The following is an 18071-nucleotide window of genomic DNA, read 5'->3' as shown; positions in this document are numbered from 1 at the left end:
TCACTTACTCTTAAACAGACCTGTTATGAGCACTTACAATCCAATTTCTCCGGTTCGCTTTGCCCTGAAAATCCGCCAGTTCGCACAAGACAGTCACTGGGTGTATCGTTATGAGATGGGACATCATGGACTGCTGAACCCGGTTCCTCGCATTGTGTTTTATGCCCAGAGCGCAGAAGATGCTCAGCGGTGGGTTACTCAGCAGCAATCCAGAGAGAAAGGATGCGTCACCATTGCTGACTCAACATACTGATCCTATCCCATGATGATGCTATAAATCAGAAATTTGAGTTAAAGCAATGAGTTACCTGTGTATTAACAAAATATCGCGCTTAATACACAGGCCTGCAATATGACAAGCGTTACACTAAACCGTAGCGAATTACAGGAGCAATGGCTCCTTCCCGCCAGCCATCCCGACTGGCCAGGAAACAAGGAATGAACAATGTTTGAAAAAGTATTAGTGCCGGTTGACCTGAGCGAAGAAGAATTCTGTGAAAAAACACTGAAACTGGCTTTGCGTGAAGTCAGCGAGTATGGAGCAGAGCTGCATTTACTGGCAGTTGTTCCGGGCTATGGCAATGCCCTGGTTGCTTCTTACTTCAGTGAAGAAGAGCATGACAAAGCAGTAAAAAAAGTTGCGAAACAACTGAAAAAATTTGCAGCTAAAAATCTGCCAGAAGATATCACACCAGTACTGAAAGTATCTGAAGGCTCAGCTGCAGAGTCTATCACTCGCTATATCAAACGCCAGAAGATTGATCTGGTACTGATGCGTGCTCATCACAGATCCAAACTGGACGAATTCCTGCTGGGCTCGGTTTCTTCCCGCGTTGCAGAACGTGCGAAGTGTTCAGTAATGCTGTTGAAAGACTAATCACAGATTTACGCATATTCCGGGTCTCTTTGCTTTCAGGCATAACTGAACAAAGAGATCCGTACATCCTATCAGGTTTCCTGAAAATGGCGCTCTGCATCAATGATATCAGAGTCCATCCGTGCAATACTCTGCGTCCCCTGTCTCTCCCCTAAACAGGCAAGAGTTGAATCAGAAATATGACTCTTACGTCTCCCGGCAACAAGCCATACACTACAGGCAAGAAGCCATACACTACAGGCAAGAAGCATAATACGGTAAAATTTGACAACTGGATTCAATTAACTTCAAATAAACAGACTATAAAAATAGTTCATTTTTTGCTTTTAACTCTGGGTTAATACACAAGTAACGAACAGAGGGCTACCTAAAAAAATCAGCAGTATTAAGATACACACCATCAAGTAAAAACTTACCGATTCAAGAGGAAACATCCATGAATACTTTTACTAAACTGGTTATCGCTTCTGTTGCTGCTGTATCTACTCAGGTAATGGCCGACAATAACTCTGTTAACAACCCTTTCTCTGCAATTGAACCAGCCAGTTATTCTCAGGAAGCCAATCTGATTGGTGTATCCCACATCAGTAATGATGTAGTTGTTCTGAAAGCAGTTGAGCCTGCAGCTAACTCAAAAGAAGCTCAGCTGACTGATGCCAAAGGCTTTTCTTACGACTTCGAAGAGGTTGCGTTTCATGATGTAGAGCCAGCATCCACGTCTAAAGAAGCAATTCTGTAAGCGGTCTGTGAACATCTGATGTAAATTCTATAGGGATGTATACAGACAAGTGTTTATATCGACACCCAGAGTATTACCAGTCGAATATCAATATAAACTATCCAGTAAAAAGGGTCTGATATATCAGATAACAGAACTGTAAATGGTACAAACCTCCAATTACATTGCTGTTATCTGACCCTATAAGCATTCACATCAAAGCGCTGTTAAAAAATCAACACCCAATAAAGATAGACACCCTCACAAACATTAACACTCTACAACCAATACATGACAGAAAAAAACATAATACGATAGATTATCTGCCATCAGACAAAAAAATATATCAGTAGATATAAATTCACACCATCGATACATGAAGACGGTGAGACACCAGTTTCATTAGATTACAACAATGTCTTTGTGCCTTGTAACTCAACACTACAATGTACGGCATCTATTATCAGGAGTACCCTGGCTTTTGATTACTCAACTTCTCATTGCGATGACCAGGCCAGTGATGGCCACGTAATCAACGCTTCTGCGCGGTGTAGTACTCCGGGTTACATCCACCAGCGAACAGCAAAAACCATCATATGTCCAACCTCAGTTAACTCTGCCTATCCATGTGTATATCTCAGCCCTTTTTCTCTTAGTTTGATTCAGGTGAGCGCTTAGTTTGATCCAATCGAATTTAAGCTGTTGCTCAACTGAACCAGAATGCGCCCTGTCATAAGTGTCCTTATGCGGATACCCGTTGTCGGCTAAAGCTGTCTGTAGTTCGCCGATCCACTGTATCGGGTGTCCGCAATTTAAAAAAAAGGTCGCATCACTGACAGATTCCAGAGCAAACATCATCGACAATAAATCAGGTCGCAACAGCCTGAAGGTCTGATCATGCGATGGAATAATACAAGAAATACCAGCCCTGATGCTGCAAGCATGAAACGATTCTCTGCCGTTTATGAATCGCAATGAATCAATGCCTCTCATCCGGGCAGGTAATACTCAGACCGGCAATAGTCATCCCGGTTCTGAAGATCAAACTGAGAACACAGATCGTGCCGCCTGATAGTCGCGGCGTCCATTAGCCTGATTTAATGCAGAAAAACAAAACAACGACCATGAGCATTTACAATCCTATTACTCCTGTTCAGTTTGCTTTAAAAATTCGCCAGTTCGCAGAAGACAGTTTCTGGGTTTATCGTTACGACATGGGTCACAACGGTTTCCTTAAACCTGTCCCCCGTATCGTGTTTTACGCCAACGATCTGGCCAGTGCTGAACAATGGATTGAAAAGCAGCATCGTTCTCAGGAAGGCTGTGTGATGCTGGCAGACTGAATGCACAGTTTTCAGACCTGCCTACAGATCAGGGCAGACTAATTTATCGGTCAGACAAAATCCTGCATACTGTTTTAGCTGATCTGAATAAGCTCTCTGATTTCCTTTATCAGAGAGCTTTTATCGTTTAATAATGCCGGAAAACCCTATGCCAGCAATTCTTATCACTGGTGCAAACCGGGGCATGCCAGAACCAATATGGGCGGTGCAGAAGGAGTACAGGTAAAAGAACCAGATAGACTGCCCATAACGGATCAGACTCTGTCTTGCTGATTCAGGGCAGAATTCCGATGTAACCTACACTGCCTTTATTACCAGGTTACATTCAATCACACCACCTTCATCAATTTCTGTCATAGTCCCATTCAGATACCGACACTGTTGTTCCAGCTTTAACCGCAGATACTGCGCCCATGATGAATGGTCAAACACAGGCTGTCCGGAACTGAGTCCGGTCTGAATAATCAGGCTTTGTTCAGCAGTACATATCAGACTGATCTTCAGGTCATGTCCTCCGGACTGCAAGAGTACCAGTTCTGTGCAGCTGACCAGTACCGACATAAGGTGCTCTGTTGCCAGAGGCAGGGTTTCAGGGACAGATGAGTCGATCCGATAATCAATTAACCAGCCTTCTGCCCGACTCTGTGGCAGAAAAATTTGCAGTAACTGATCCAGACATTGTTGCGGAGAGGATACCTGGCTGGATGACACCGGCACCGTTGAATTCAGCAGCGCAATAGTATGATCCAGTCGCAGATGCTGACTATGCAGCGTGGCAATCAGATCACGGGCGACAGGATTCAGATCCAGTTGCATTAAGCGCTGGCTGTTGCGTAATACAGGAGAGAGTTGCTGCTGCACCTGTACTGCAAGAGCCTGCATCAGTTCAACCTGCTGAGACTCATCTTCCTGTAACGGGGCAGCTTCATGGGCCTGCCGGATATCCCGCCAGGAACGCAGCGCGACAACCACAGATGTCAGTAGCCGTGAAGCAGACAATTCAGCTTTGCTGAGATAGTCATTGATATCGTACTGGATAATAACCTGAGCCTCTGGTGCATATCCGGGATGCCCGGTACGCAGGATAATTCGCATATCCTTATTAACCAGATCATTTCGGATGTAATCGACCAGCTGCAAACCTTCATTTTCGGTTTCCATCACGACATCCAGTAACACCAGTACAATATCCGGGTGTTGCTGCAACTGTGCCCTGGCCTCTTTGCCACTCATGGCACTGATCAGCTCTATCGGGCGCTGCTCAAACTCATAGTCCCGAAAGATCATGCGCGTAATGCCATGAATGCCTTCTTCGTCATCAACAACCAGTATTTTCCAGGGCGTCATAGGGGAATGCGATGCTATCGTCAGAATATTGTTATTGAAATTGATACCGCTCTATTTTGCCAGCAAAGCCAGATCATGTTCCAGTTGTTTCGCTCTGGGTAGCATTCCCTGATGCAGATAAATACGCCGTGCTTTTTCAAGACAGAAACGCGCCAGCACTGTCAGCTGTTTATTCATAAGATAAGCACCATAACGCTCAAAGGACAACGCCTGATGCAGCGGCCAGCCGATCTGTTCAAAACCAGCGATGGCCTGTTCATACAGAGACTCTGGTGGCTGATCCAGAATACGGGCTTTTTCTGCCTGGATAAGCCGTAAGCGAGCAGAGAAATTATCGGAGCAATGTTGAGCCCAGATCTCCAGACGAGACTCCTGCTGTTCAATAACCCTCTGTCGACGGCGACTGAGCTGCTGCTCATTCTGCGACAAAATAAGTCGCATCATCGCAGTACAAAAAACAATTTCGCTCAGCACAAAATAACCGGGTAACTCATTATCCAGCCGGGCTTCCCAGCAATAAAGTTCAGGCCAGAGAGCCTGCTTATCAGACCAGAAAGCCCCCATAATCAGAGCAGAGGCCTGCCAGCCATCAGAATAAACAGGCTGATCCGGTATGCTACGTGTGCCAGCCAGTACTTCCAGTAAAACAACAGAAGATTGCTGTATCTGATCAGCGCGAAAATGTTGCTGACGCTGCTCCAGCTGCTCTTTGGTTTTCCGGACAAACTGCAACTGTTCCGGTAATGTTCTGGTCGAGAACAGAGATAACTGGCAGTCCAGTAAACAACTCTCGCTGAATTTAAGGCCATAACCCTGCTGCCGGGTTAACTGACGAATCTGCTGAATGTTGTGGATAATTTGTCTGACAGGATAAAACCAGTGCCCAACCAGACTGTTAAACACCAGATCTGCACTAATCTCTTCAGCATTATCTGCAGGTCCATATTGCTGATAGTGTCCGGAAAAATGTCGGGCAATTCTGAAATCAGCGCAGAACCAGCTGGCGACCCAGGCGTAACTGATAAATGTAAATGACCGGAAACGCTGAGTATCTTCACTATTATCATTCAGACACATCTCTGTCATACGGCTAATCGCACACGCGGTCAGCAAAGGCTGCCCTTGCTGACGAGCCAGTAAACTGACCTGCTGTAATAGCTGTAAAGTCAGCAGTCGGATAGAAGCCGGTGTTTCAGGATGGTGGATATCAGCGACTGCATCGGCATGATCCGGCACAGATTCATGGTCTTGCGATGCCTGTCTGCCTGAAAGTGGTCCGGCTGAGACATGCGCCCCAACCATGTCATCAATCAGGTATTCCCGGACACAAATCTGTTGTAAACGGGATAACAGAAAAGAGAGCTGATGCGTCTGCTGATCCGGCAGCGCCAGTTCCAGATGTTCCAGATGAAGCAACAGCAACTCAAGCGCCTTATCCTGCCAGCCCCGGAACTGAAAAACCCGACTCAGAATTAAACGGCTTTGCAGCTGTTCTTCTGCTGTAAGCACGGTAAACGCATCAGATAACTGTTGCAGGCAAAGCTCAGCATTATCTGGCTGCCCGGCAGAGAGTTTTAACTCCGCTTTCTGTAACAGCAACTGCTTCTTCAGTGCCGATACATCCAGTTCAGCTACCGTATCCGAGTTGTCGGAATAGGGCAGCACTGTTTCTTGCGTCAGATAACGTCCGGCTTGTGTCAGATACCGGCTGGCCTGATCAAAATTCTGCTGCTGCTGACATCTGAGTGCAGCCAAAGAGTTCAGCTGAAATAAACGCGTCCGGAATGAGGCTGTGGATATCTCCAGCCAGAAAACAGGCTGGCTGTCAGTATCGACCGCCCTCTCTGTTTTAATCTCTTTACTATCTCGTTCACGGATCGGGCCTGCATCAGTATGCGCCTGAAAACCTCTATTAAGATGAAACAGGGCTTCAGCCAGATTATCCAGAGCAGGGACAGGTGGCAAACGATCAAACAGGCTCTTCCCCCACTCGAGGTGGTACAGATATTTCGTCGCTTCATCCAGCCTTTGATATAAGGCACTGCGCAGCGAAGCATCGTTAAAACAGAAAAACACCTGATCATGCTTTTTCTGTTCCAGAGTAATCAGCCCATTCTGTTCGGCCGGCCACAGATTAACCACCAGACGCGCCAGCGGATTACCGGTTTGTTCTGCCAGAATGTGCAAATCAAAACGCTCCCCGGCAACAGCAGCCCGTTTCAGCATCTCCTGACAGAACTGATTAAACCCAGACACCAGATTATCCAGTTGAGCTAATAACTCTGACAGGTCAGCCCTGACATCATCATAATTATTTTCCGGCACAACCCGGTTATCCGCAGAGATCGGTTTCAATTGTCTGCGGTAATGGCTGGGGGGCATCGCAAACCAACGTTTAAAGGCTTTCTGAAATGCGGATTGGTTAGAAAAGCCCAGCTGAAAAGCGATCTCTCCGAAACTGAGCTGATCTCTCTCCACCAGCTGCAGACAAAACGCTTTACGGGTCTGATCATAGATCTGTTGAAAATTGGTGCCGGTTTCTCCCAGTTTGCGCTGCAATGTTCTGAGACTCATGCCTATGGCAGCAGCAATCTCTTCACGACGAACGGACTCTCCCTGTTCCATCAGCTTCTGCCGGATAAGTCCACGAATTCGGGCATTTAACGCTGACTTCTGCCCCTGCTTACTCAGGAGCGCATCCGCAAACTCCTGATGTAATTGGTACATCTCTGCATTCGCTTCCTGACAGACTTTATGCCAGTGTTTCGTCTGGACAGTCAGACGATTGCAGGAGGCATTAAACACCACCTCTGCAGCAAAAAAGCGCTGGTAATCCGTTTCATAATCCGGGGCAGGGTTAATCAGGCAGACCTCTATGACAGGCAACTGATAACCAATTAACCAACGCGGCCAGTTCAGCAGACAAGCAGTAAAATACTCGATGACCCTCGCGGGTTGTCCGGATGCATCCAGCGTCAGTAAAATCAGATCATCATCCTGATCAATCACCAGCTCCAGTCCTTCAAACAGCAAAGACAGATAGTCCGCCAGAGATGAAAAAGCCTGATCCAGTGTGGGTGCTGTTGTCATCAGAAAGCCAATAGATCCCAGCATTCTGGGCTGGGTTGCTTCTGCCAGATTCAGCACAATACGTTCATTACCAGTGGCCTGACTCAGAGCATCCAGCACCTGAATAAAGCGTTCTGCCGGAAAACGGGCATCGGGCCGGGTAAAGTCCTGCTCTGTCAGCCCGACGCAATCCAGAATATACTGGCGTAAATCAGAACGAGTCACCACCTGAGGATCAGAATCAGAAATGAGTGCCTGGGACTGGTTCATAGGATAGTGTCTGACCAGTTGTAATGCCGGCTCCAGTAAACGGGCAGAAGCGGTTTCACCCTGAGGGCGTGTGCCATCATTATAATGATTGGAATCAGGCGATCCTGCGGCAGTATCTGACATGCTGAATGATTTTCCGGATATAGAAACGCCAGGGGTTCAGACGTCAGTCTGACGAGATAACCAATGGCATGGATGTACTTATAGCTTAGTCATCATCCGCCCTGAAAAAGCAGCAGAAGTGAATTATAAAATATGTCTATTCGTGCCAGAAGCACTTATTTAACGGACGGTACAGCAGTCAGTAAAGCGATCTTACCAACACTGGCTTCAGCAGTGATTCAGACCTGCCTGCTAATCCTGTTCCTGCAGGTGAAGTCACTGTATGGCAGTGAACCGACTGTAGAACAAAACAGAGATCAGACTGATATAATCAGAGTCGGAGTCCCTCAACCGGATGTCATTCCGTTTTTCTGGCAGGACAGCGAAGGGCGCTTTCAGGGAATTTACGCAGACACCCTACGCCTTATAGCCGATCATCTGTCTCTTACACTGGAGTTTGTCCCTCTATCACAGGCCAGACTTAAACTTTATTTTGAACAGGGATATATCGATATAGAAGCCGGTGTGATTGCAGACCAGTCAGAAGATTACCCACTGCAGCAGGCATCCCTGTTCAGTCGCCCGTTTGGCATTGTGAACGAAGTCATTATTTATCGGCCTGAATTATCTTTCCCGGTTTTTATCCTCAAAGATCTTAAAGGGCGCAGAGTCGCCACTGTCAGAGGGACTTCAGTACCAGACACCCTGATTCGTGAAGATTTCAGTAATCAATGGCAGATAGCGCAAAGGGTGCACAGAGGCTGGAATGATATCGGTCTGATGAAAGAAGCAACCGCACTGTTTTATCAAAGCAGCGAGCAACTGAATTATATTATCTCTCTGCCTTATGCCAGCAGCCCGGTTTCTCTTCGGATACATCAGAAAAGAAAAGATCTGCTCGCCCCCATCAATCGTACAATCACTCAGCTGGAACAGAGTGGACAACTGGAAGCTCTGGTATGCCATTACCTGTGTGGGGCTTTGCCAGACGAACTGGTACAAAGTATCCAGAACCGTTAACACTGCCTGCCGCCATATATACGACGCTATCTGTCAGCCTCTGCTTACATCACCAGGCGGCTAAAGAAACAATTCGTTACTATTTTAAAGTAAAAACTCGGGATAACCCTGGTGACATCGATGACTATTCAGATCTACTATTAAGCTGTCAAAAATATACATATTAAGGTGCATCATGAGTTATCAGGAGCAGAAATACCCATCCAGTCTGTATAACGAGCTTTTCACTACATTTATCACTTTACAGGCTGAGATAGAATACCGGCGTAAACGCATCAAAAAAAATGCAGACCTGCTTCTGCTCTGCCCCAAACGACGCCGACCGACAGATATATAACCCAGGGGTGGTCCACAATACTCATTAGATAAACCAGGGATATCCATAGTTTCTATTCTGATTAAAGCCTCTATGCTGATAACAGCCTGAAAAGAAAGTCTCTCCATACTTCAGGGATTGCGACTTACTGAGCAGCGTCATTTCCAGCAAAAAGATCTTACAGCAGGAGGAAAATCATGCGCCGCGTGAAGTCATGGCTCTGTCTGCTGATTACCTTGCACCTGATATCCTTCCCCGCCTCACAGATACAAGCCAATAAACTGCCTGTCGTTCGGGTACAGTTGAAATGGCACCATAAATTTCAGTTTGCCGGTTTCTACGCGGCTATTAATCAGGGATACTTTAAAGCAGAAGGTCTCCATGTTGAACTGATGCCCGGTAGCCGGGATATCACCCCCGCCTATATTGTAGCCAATGGTGAAGCAGAATTCGGAGTAGGTAACTCCACCCTGTTACTGGAACGCCAACAGGGTTATCCGGTTGTTGCTGTCGCATCTGTCTTTCAGCACTCTCCCTCTGTCATAATTGCGCGCAGAGATGATGCCATCCAGTCCGTCAAAAACCTTGAACATCGTACTCTGATGGCTGAGCCACACAGTGCAGAGCTGCTGGCTTATCTGATTCTGGCCGGAGTCAATATCAATACTATTAATCTGACTCCTCATACAGGCCAGGTATCAGCTCTGGATAAAGATACTCTGTATCAGGCAGATGCAATGACCGCTTTTATGTCTGACGATCCTTATGCTGCGAATCGTGCCGGTATTCCTTATCAGATTTTTTCACCCCGTGATATCGGACTGGATTTTTACGGCGATACCCTGTTCACATCAGAAAGCTACGCTAATCAGCATCCGGAGAAGGTTATTGCCATGCGCAATGCATTACTGAAAGGCTGGCGCTATGCTCTGCAGAATCGTAATACAATGATCTCTCTGATCATGGAAAAATATGCACCTGAACTGGATTCTTTTTATCTGAATGCAGAAGCCCAGGCTACAACAGATCTGATTGCAGCCAGTTATATTGATCCGGGTTATATGAGCCTGCAACGCTGGCAGCGTATCGCCGGTATCTTTCAGAGTGCAGGTTTATTACCGGATAATTTCTCTCTGGATGGTTTTATGTTCAGAGAACAGCAGGCAGCCATTCCGGGAGTCATCATACATAGCCTGGTATGGTCCGGGTTGATCACTCTGCTGGCTTCTATCGCGGCCTGGCGATTTTATATACAGAAGCAGAACTCTGAACACAGAGCAGAACGTCTGTCTGAAGAAACAGAACAACTGCTACAACTCAGACAAAATCAGATGGCAATGGCGGAGGTTGCGACCACCATCGCTCATGAGATGAATCAGCCGCTGGCAGCTATTAAAAATTACGCCAGAGCAGCCATCAATTTCAGTCGCCGTCAGCACATTAATCCTCAGAAACTGAATGAAACCCTGTATCATCTGATACATCAGGCCGAAATGGCTTCAGATATTGTCCGTCAGACCCGGTGCCAGCTGGACCAGCAGGATTATCCGCAACAACCGATAGATCTGCAGATTATTATCCGGGAAAGTATTCAGCTGTGCCTGTTTAATGCCCGGAGAAATAATATTGATCTGATCTTTTCCTGCCATCAGGATCAGGCTGTCATTATCGGCAATGACATTCAGCTGAAACAGATGCTGGTGAACCTGATTGGTAATGCAGTTGAAGCCTTATCAGATCATCACACCCCCAGCCCTGCAGTCCACCTGACCCTGTCAGCAACCGGTAAACACTATATTATCCGGGTACAGGATAATGGTCCCGGACTTGAATGCACGGACCGGGTCTTCAGTACGCAGTTCACTACAAAGCATTCTGCGCTAGGCATGGGGTTACCGATTTGTCGAAGTATCGCAGAGATGCATCAGGGCGGTATCCGGGCAGAGAATCGTGACACTGGCGGTGCTGAATTCACAATATCTCTCCCTGTACATTCTTCGCCTGTGCGCCTGTTCCCCCCTGTTTCCCATCAGAGCGCATGACCTGGCAAATCAATACAGGAAACAAGCTAGCCATTTGCCCGGCAGTCAGTATGATAGAACGCTGAATTCCGACTGACCTGTCTGCCATGGGTGACCATATGGATATCGTTACTGCTTCTCTGTCTGGCCTGTTTGATTTTGCCGTCTACTTTACTCTGAGCCTGGCAGCTCTGCTTGCTTTTAAACTCATCTATACCCGCATTACGCCTCATGATGAATGGTACCTGATTAAAGAAAAACAGAATACGGCAGCAGCCTGGGCCTTCGGAGGAGCTATTCTTGGTTTCTCTATTGCACTGGCCAGTGCTGCATCAAACTCTGTTGGCCTGGCTGATTTTATTATCTGGGCGATTGTGGCTCTGATTGCCCAGCTCATTGCTTTCGCCATCATCCGTTTTGGTTTTATGCCTCGCATCGTTGAGCGCATAGAGCAGGATGAAGCCCCTGCCGGCATTATGCTTTGTCTGACATCGGTATCAATAGGCATACTGAATGCCGCGTGTATGACATATTGATCTATAAGGAGTAAAGGATATGAAACGCTCCCGAAATATCGATCTGAAAAGGATGCGCAAACAATCAGTTACCTTCCGACAGCTGAATTCATGGCTGGTCATTACAGGGAGTGGATTATTGCTTTCTGCTTGCGGAGATGATCCTCTGGAAGCAAAAATTTATCAGAGCCTTGAGCAATGCAACCGTGAAAATGCGGGACAGGAAAGCTTCTGTGCTGCGGCTTACCAGAAGGCGCTGAGTTTTACGGCAAAATTTGCGCCGAAATATCAAAGTTATGCCGATTGTTCAGAAGAATTTCAGCACTGTATCCCGGCGCCGGAGGAAAATGGCGAAGAGCGTTTTATGCCTTCCATGCAGGCTTTTGCACTGGCCATGGATGATGACGATGATTGCTATGAAGAAGGCTATCTGTCCGATGATTACTGCCACTATTCATCACCCTTGTATATCAGTCATGGACGCAATAAAAAGGGGTATTACAATGCCAAAGGCCATCGTTATGGTTCTATAGGTAAAACCTCTTATAGCGTGAATGTCTATAAAGATAACTTTAAAGCCCCGACATCAACTCGTACCCTGTCACGAGGCGGCTTCGGGTCACGGGTGTCTTCATTCCGCTCATCGTCTGGAAGCTGAACAACAGGAAGGATCATCATGCTGAGAATACCTGTTACCGAACGCAAGGACTGGAAACAAACGGCTATTGAATACGGTTTTAAATTTCATACCCTGGATGGTGAGCCTTACTGGGATGAAAGTGCTTATTACCAGTTCTCATTACGACAGATTGAAGATGATCTGGAAGATCCAACCGCAGAACTCCATCAGATGTGTCTCCAGGTGGTTGATCATGTGGTCAGAAGTGACGAACTGCTGGATAAATTCCAGATTCCGGATTATTTCCGGGATCTGATCCGGCGCTCATGGCTGCAACGCGAACCCAGCCTGTATTCCCGCCTCGACTTTTCTTACGACGGCCGCTCCCCGGCAAAGCTACTGGAAAATAATGCCGACACCCCCACCTCCTTGTACGAGAGCGGTTTCTGGAGCTGGTTATGGCTGGAACAACAGGTTGACAGAAGTGTTCTGCCACATCGCTCCGATCAGTTTACGTCCTTGCAGGAAAAGTTGATTCAGCGCTTTGCTGAGCTGAAAAAGCATTATCCCGGACAGACTCTGCATCTGAGCTGCTGCAAAGACACCGAGGAAGATCTTGGTACCATTACTTATTTGCAGGATTGCGCTGAAGCGGCTGGCATAACAACCCGGAAGGTTTTTGTAGAAGATATCGGGTACGGCGAAGATTCTCAGGGACAGCCAGTATTTACAGACGCTGAGAATCACGAAATACGCTGGTTATTCAAACTCTATCCCTGGGAGTTTATGCTGCGGGAGAGCTATGGCCAGCACCTGCATCATTGCCCGGTCAATTATCTGGAGCCGATCTGGAAAAGCATTCTGTCTAATAAAGCTTTACTGCCTGTACTCTGGAAGATGTTTCCGGGTCACCCTAATCTGCTGCCCGCCTGGTTTGAAGATGAGTTGCCTTCAGATTATTCAGGGCGCCTGGTCAGAAAACCGATTTTTTCCAGAGAAGGGGCCAATATATCCGTCATGCAGGGCAACCAGATATTACATCAGAGCGATGGCCCTTATGGTGAAGAAGGTTATATCTACCAGGCCTATCACCCGCTGCCTGCTTTTGATAAACACTATACTTTAATTGGTTCATGGCTGGTAAATGATCAGCCTGCGGGTATTTCAATCAGAGAAGATGCCAGCCTGATTACTCAGGATACCTCACGCTTCCTGCCCCATATTATCCTGGATTAACCAGAACGCTCTCTTCTGTAAGCAGCCTGAATAACCGATAAGCTTATCTTGCTGTTATTCCTGCTTACATCCGGGACAATGACGGTCTGAAAAATAATTTTTGCAAAAAAACATTACCATTCGCAGTAATTTCTCGATTTTCAGTGGCTCAAGTTCACTATAACATAGCCCGCTTGCTCTGATATTCCGATGACAGACCTGAGGCTCTGTACTTTGCCTGTATCCTTTTTTTCCGGTATAAAGCAGCACACTGTATAAAAAAACAGGCCTATTATTTTTTTCACAGGCTGTCGTTATTTTGTTTGACTGGCCGCATGCTGGCAGAGTGCTCTGCAGCAGTGATCAGTCCTTTGATAATAAGCTGAGAGAACACGCTCCATGGAACAGATTGCCCAGCGTATTGCTGACGAGCTGAACGTAAAAGGTACTCAGGTGAGTGCAGCGGTAGCCCTGCTGGATGAGGGAGCGACCGTTCCCTTTATTGCTCGTTATCGTAAAGAAGTCACCGGTGGTCTGGATGATACCCAGCTGCGTAATCTGGAAGAACGTCTGCGCTATCTGAGAGAGCTGGAAGATCGCCGTGCAACGGTACTGAACAGCATTGAAGAACAGGGCAAACTGACGGATGAACTGAAGCAGGATATTCTGACCGCAGATACCAAAACCCGCCTGGAAGATCTGTATCTGCCTTATAAACCAAAGCGTCGCACCAAAGCTCAGACCGCCCGAGAAGCAGGCCTGGAGCCTCTGGCAGAGCAGCTGTTTACCGATCCAGAACTTGATCCTCTGGCGACTGCTGGCGCCTTTCTGAACCCGGATCATAATATCCATGATGAAAAAGCGGCTCTGGATGGTGCTAAACAGATCCTGATGGAGCGCTTCAGTGAAGATGCCGAGCTGCTGGCGCTACTCAGAAATTACCTGTGGAATCAGGGAGAACTTCAGTCTCGCGTTGTCACAGGTCAGGAAAGTGCCGGTGAAAAATTCAGTGATTATTTTGAACACAACGAAGCAGTAAAGAGTGCACCATCACACCGGGCTCTGGCCATGTTTCGTGGGCGTAACGAAGGTGTTCTGCAGCTGAGTATCACCCTGCCGGGCAGCGAAGAACTCAAAGTACATCCTTGCGAAGAAAAGATCGCCGCTCATTTTGATATCCGGGATCAGGGACGTGCTGCCGATAGCTGGCTGAAAGAAGTGGTACGCTGGACCTGGCGGGTAAAACTGCTGACGCACATTGAAACCGAACTGATGGGTAATCTGCGTGAGGATGCCGAAGGTGAAGCCATTAAGGTTTTCGCCAGTAACCTGAAGGATCTGCTGCTGGCAGCACCAGCCGGCCCCAGGGCTACTCTGGGTCTGGACCCAGGTCTGCGTACCGGAGTAAAAGTGGCGGTCGTCGACTCCACCGGTAAACTACTGGACTACACCACGGTCTTCCCTCACGCACCCCGCAATCAATGGAATGAATCGCTGGCTGTGCTTACGAAACTGGTTCAGAAACACAAAGTTGATCTGATCAGTATCGGTAACGGCACCGCATCCCGTGAAACCGATAAGCTGGCTGCCGAACTGGTCAAACTGATCAGCGATCATAAAGTCACCAAGATTATGGTCAGTGAAGCCGGTGCATCAGTTTATTCTGCCTCTGAACTGGCAGCAAAAGAGTTTCCGGATCTGGATGTCAGCTTCCGGGGAGCAGTGTCTATTGCCCGTCGTCTGCAAGACCCTCTGGCTGAGCTGGTGAAAATTGACCCTAAATCTATCGGTGTAGGTCAGTATCAGCATGACGTTTCTCAGACCCAACTGGCCCGCAGTCTGGATGCCGTGGTAGAAGATTGTGTAAATGCTGTCGGTGTTGATGTAAACACAGCATCCGTTGCCCTCCTGAACCGGGTATCCGGCCTGAATGCCACCCTGGCCCAGAATATTATCAGCTTCCGTGACCAGAATGGTGCCTTTGATTCCCGTACGGCACTTAAGGATGTACCTCGTCTGGGCCCAAAAACCTTTGAGCAGTGTGCCGGTTTTTTACGGGTCATGAATGGAAAAAACCCTCTGGATGCATCCGCTGTGCACCCGGAAGCGTATCCTGTAGTGAAGAAAATTGCTCAGGCCAGCGATCGCCCTCTGGACAGTCTGATTGGCGATAGTCAGTTCCTGAAAGGACTGAATCCTGCTAGCTATACCGATGAGCATTTTGGTTTACCAACGGTGACTGACATCCTGCAGGAGCTGGATAAACCAGGCCGGGACCCGCGTCCTGAGTTCAAAGCAGCAGAATTCATGGAAGGTGTTGAGGAGATCAGTGACCTGAAACCAGGCATGACCCTGGAAGGTTCAGTGACCAATGTGACTAATTTTGGTGCTTTTGTGGATGTCGGTGTGCACCAGGATGGTCTGGTGCATATCTCAGCGCTGTCCGATAAATTTGTCGAAGATCCGCGTACCGTAGTAAAAGCCGGAGATATCGTCAAAGTTAAAGTGATCGATGTAGATCAACAGCGTCGCCGGATTGCCCTGTCCATGCGTCTTAATGATGAACCTGAAGCACAAAGTGGCCGTGGAGCCAGCACCGGAGACGACAATAAACGTAACCGGGGTAGCCGTGGAAAAGGCGGCCGCAATCAGGGACAAAACAGCTACCAGAGTAAACCTCAGGATAGTGGGCAGATGGGCACTCTGGGCATGCTACTGGCTCAGGCTCAGCAGAAAAAACGTAAATAATTGTCGCAATTACGCATCAACATACAGTTAAGCCTGAGTGACAATAAAGGGTTTCAGTGCTACCTGAACACAATGTAGCAGCTAAACTGAAAACCAGACCTTGAAGCCTGGTCTGCCGCCCCAATATTGGCTGATCAGGCTTTTAAATTTCACCGGGTTCGGTAGTTATCGATAGGGGATACCACTTGTCAGTTACCATTCAAGACCGTCTGCAGTTTCTGCAGCCCTTAGCCCAGAGCGGCCTATTTACCCAGATTCAGCGAGGTCTGGAAAAAGAAGGTCTGCGCATTACTCCGGATGCAGAACTGGCTCAGAGCCCTCACCCCGAGCGCCTGGGTTCGACACTGACTCATCCCCATATTACGACGGACTATTCCGAAGCATTACTGGAATTTATTACCCCTGTCTCAACACGTCTGGACGATACGCTGGATTTCCTGAAAGACCTGCATCGTTTCAGCTATCAGAATATGGATGAAGAGCTGATCTGGCCTGCCAGTATGCCTTGCCGGTTACATGGCAATGACAGTATTCCTATTGCTCAGTATGGCACATCCAATTCAGGTACCATGAAATCCGTCTACCGCCAGGGTTTGTCCTGGCGTTATGGCCGCATCATGCAGTCGATTGCCGGTCTGCACTATAATTTTTCTATGCCTGAGCAACTCTGGCCTGCCCTGCAGCATCTGCAGAAAAATGACCAGCCAATGCAGGATTTTATGTCAGAGCAATATTTTGCCCTGATTCGTAACTTCAGACGTTACAGCTGGTTATTGCTGTACCTGTTCGGTGCGTCCCCAACCGTTGACAAGAGCTTTGTTGAAGACAGAGAACATCCTCTTGAAAAACTGGATGATGATACCTTCTATCTGCCTTATGCCACTTCGCTGCGCATGAGCGGCCTGGGCTATCAGAACAATGTACAGGCCAGCCTGAAAATCTGCTTTAACTCACTGGAAAATTACGTCACAACGCTGACTCACGCCATCAATACACCTCATGCGGATTATGAGGCCATCGGTGTTAAAGCAGACAACGAATATCGCCAGCTGAATACCAATATTCTGCAGATTGAAAATGAATATTACAGTGATATCCGTCCTAAGCGAGTCGCCCGCTCAGGGGAACGCCCTTCTCAGGCTCTGACCGAGCGAGGCGTCGAGTATATTGAGGTCCGCTGTATTGATCTTAATCCATTTGAAAGCACTGGCCTGAATAAAACCCAGGCACGCTTTGTAGATACCTTCCTGGTATTCTGCCTGCTGGAAAACAGTCCTCAGATTCCTGATGATGAGTGCCTGATGCTGGAAGATAATCACAGTGCCATTGTGAACGAAGGCCGTAAACCCGGTCTGATGCTGAATACGCCAGATGGTGCTATCAGCCGTGAAGACTGGAGCCATCAGCTGTTTGACCAGCTTATCCCGGTAGCGCAGTTACTGGATCAGGGACTGGATAACCCTGAACATCAGCAGGCTCTGGAAGTTTATCGCCAGAGTATTGATCAGCCTGAGAAAACGCCCTCGGCTCAGGTGCTGGCCGGAGTCAGAAAAGCAGGCAGCTTTACGCAATTTTCTCTGGAGCTGGCACGGCAACAGGCCAGGGAACTGAAACAGGAACAGATAAACAAAGCACGTAATGCATTATTCAGTCAGCTGACAGACTCATCTATTCAGCAACAAAAGGATATAGAACAAGCTGACAACATCAGCTTTGACCAGTTCCTGGAAGAGTATATGGCCGCACAAAAACAGCACAGTTAACGGGGTCTGAAAGTACAAACAAAAAAATCCCTGCAACATAAATTGTTACAGGGATTTTTTTCTGTCTATCTGTCTGATCGGCCTGAAAAGTGAAACACCTGCACAGGCCGTTCAGTCAATTTATTCTT

The 18071-nt window shown here is 47.6% G+C and carries 13 protein-coding genes; 11 read left to right on the top strand and 2 right to left on the bottom strand.

Annotation, left to right across the window (positions count from 1 at the left end):
• The first annotated feature begins 25 nt into the window (after window positions 1–25).
• The 4 genes from H4O21_RS14645 to H4O21_RS14630 all read left to right on the top strand — a co-directional run bounded on the left by H4O21_RS14645 (window position 26) and on the right by H4O21_RS14630 (window position 2938).
• Complete coding sequence (locus tag H4O21_RS14645; RefSeq protein ID WP_182809617.1) at window positions 26–253, top strand: hypothetical protein; 228 nt, start codon at window positions 26–28, stop codon at window positions 251–253.
• A 192-nt stretch (window positions 254–445) separates the two neighbouring features.
• The gene (locus tag H4O21_RS14640) at window positions 446–877 is read left to right on the top strand and encodes a universal stress protein (protein WP_182809616.1); all 432 of its coding nucleotides are present in this window, start codon (window positions 446–448) and stop codon (window positions 875–877) included.
• A 436-nt stretch (window positions 878–1313) separates the two neighbouring features.
• Entirely contained in the window at window positions 1314–1616 is a 303-nt protein-coding gene (locus H4O21_RS14635) for a hypothetical protein (RefSeq protein WP_182809615.1), read from the top strand.
• 1103 nt (window positions 1617–2719) lie between these two features.
• The gene (locus H4O21_RS14630; RefSeq protein WP_182809614.1) at window positions 2720–2938 is read left to right on the top strand and encodes a hypothetical protein; all 219 of its coding nucleotides are present in this window, start codon (window positions 2720–2722) and stop codon (window positions 2936–2938) included.
• Between the two features lie 297 nt (window positions 2939–3235).
• On the opposite strand, the gene H4O21_RS14625 is transcribed toward H4O21_RS14630, so the two are convergent.
• Both H4O21_RS14625 and H4O21_RS14620 read right to left on the bottom strand, forming a co-directional pair.
• Window positions 3236–4285 (bottom strand): response regulator, encoded by a 1050-nt coding sequence (locus tag H4O21_RS14625; RefSeq protein ID WP_182809613.1) that lies wholly within the window; start codon window positions 4283–4285, stop codon window positions 3236–3238.
• A gap of 51 nt (window positions 4286–4336) precedes the next feature.
• Window positions 4337–7747, bottom strand: coding sequence for an AraC family transcriptional regulator (locus H4O21_RS14620; protein ID WP_182809612.1), 3411 nt, complete (start codon window positions 7745–7747; stop codon window positions 4337–4339).
• 132 nt (window positions 7748–7879) lie between these two features.
• Between H4O21_RS14620 and H4O21_RS14615 the strand changes: the two genes are divergently transcribed.
• From H4O21_RS14615 to gshA, 7 genes are all read left to right on the top strand, one after another.
• Window positions 7880–8746 (top strand): substrate-binding periplasmic protein, encoded by an 867-nt coding sequence (locus H4O21_RS14615; RefSeq protein ID WP_182809611.1) that lies wholly within the window; start codon window positions 7880–7882, stop codon window positions 8744–8746.
• A 513-nt stretch (window positions 8747–9259) separates the two neighbouring features.
• Complete coding sequence (locus tag H4O21_RS14610; RefSeq protein WP_182809610.1) at window positions 9260–11104, top strand: ABC transporter substrate-binding protein; 1845 nt, start codon at window positions 9260–9262, stop codon at window positions 11102–11104.
• 98 nt (window positions 11105–11202) lie between these two features.
• A complete protein-coding gene (locus H4O21_RS14605) occupies window positions 11203–11619 on the top strand; it encodes a DUF350 domain-containing protein (RefSeq protein ID WP_182809609.1) in 417 nt (138 codons plus the stop codon).
• Window positions 11620–11638: 19 nt separating this feature from the next.
• Window positions 11639–12256: a DUF1190 domain-containing protein gene (locus H4O21_RS14600; RefSeq protein ID WP_182809608.1), complete on the top strand. Its 618-nt coding sequence runs from the start codon at window positions 11639–11641 to the stop codon at window positions 12254–12256.
• An 18-nt stretch (window positions 12257–12274) separates the two neighbouring features.
• A complete protein-coding gene (locus H4O21_RS14595) occupies window positions 12275–13453 on the top strand; it encodes a glutathionylspermidine synthase family protein (protein WP_182809607.1) in 1179 nt (392 codons plus the stop codon).
• Between the two features lie 378 nt (window positions 13454–13831).
• Complete coding sequence (locus tag H4O21_RS14590) at window positions 13832–16180, top strand: Tex family protein (protein ID WP_182809606.1); 2349 nt, start codon at window positions 13832–13834, stop codon at window positions 16178–16180.
• A gap of 185 nt (window positions 16181–16365) precedes the next feature.
• Window positions 16366–17943, top strand: coding sequence for a glutamate--cysteine ligase (gene gshA / locus H4O21_RS14585; protein ID WP_182809605.1), 1578 nt, complete (start codon window positions 16366–16368; stop codon window positions 17941–17943).
• Window positions 17944–18071 lie beyond the last annotated feature (128 nt).

It is taken from the genome of Oceanospirillum sediminis (assembly GCF_014164585.1).
GTDB lineage: Bacteria > Pseudomonadota > Gammaproteobacteria > Pseudomonadales > Halomonadaceae > Oceanospirillum > Oceanospirillum sediminis.
The sequence above is the reverse complement of the archived record's forward strand: the minus strand, read 5'-3'. Positions and strand labels throughout refer to the sequence as shown.

Excerpts from the sequence above, each read along its gene's own strand:
- H4O21_RS14645 (WP_182809617.1), top strand. The coding sequence starts at position 26 with ATGAGCACTTACAATCCAATTTCTCCGGTTCGCTTTGCCCTGAAAATC.
- H4O21_RS14640 (WP_182809616.1), top strand. The coding sequence starts at position 446 with ATGTTTGAAAAAGTATTAGTGCCGGTTGACCTGAGCGAAGAAGAATTC.
- H4O21_RS14590 (WP_182809606.1), top strand. The coding sequence starts at position 13,832 with ATGGAACAGATTGCCCAGCGTATTGCTGACGAGCTGAACGTAAAAGGT.
- H4O21_RS14610 (WP_182809610.1), top strand. The coding sequence starts at position 9,260 with ATGCGCCGCGTGAAGTCATGGCTCTGTCTGCTGATTACCTTGCACCTG.
- H4O21_RS14630 (WP_182809614.1), top strand. The coding sequence starts at position 2,720 with ATGAGCATTTACAATCCTATTACTCCTGTTCAGTTTGCTTTAAAAATT.
- H4O21_RS14620 (WP_182809612.1), bottom strand. The coding sequence starts at position 7,747 with ATGTCAGATACTGCCGCAGGATCGCCTGATTCCAATCATTATAATGAT.
- H4O21_RS14625 (WP_182809613.1), bottom strand. The coding sequence starts at position 4,285 with ATGACGCCCTGGAAAATACTGGTTGTTGATGACGAAGAAGGCATTCAT.
- H4O21_RS14595 (WP_182809607.1), top strand. The coding sequence starts at position 12,275 with ATGCTGAGAATACCTGTTACCGAACGCAAGGACTGGAAACAAACGGCT.
- H4O21_RS14635 (WP_182809615.1), top strand. The coding sequence starts at position 1,314 with ATGAATACTTTTACTAAACTGGTTATCGCTTCTGTTGCTGCTGTATCT.
- H4O21_RS14605 (WP_182809609.1), top strand. The coding sequence starts at position 11,203 with ATGGATATCGTTACTGCTTCTCTGTCTGGCCTGTTTGATTTTGCCGTC.
- H4O21_RS14615 (WP_182809611.1), top strand. The coding sequence starts at position 7,880 with ATGTCTATTCGTGCCAGAAGCACTTATTTAACGGACGGTACAGCAGTC.
- H4O21_RS14600 (WP_182809608.1), top strand. The coding sequence starts at position 11,639 with ATGAAACGCTCCCGAAATATCGATCTGAAAAGGATGCGCAAACAATCA.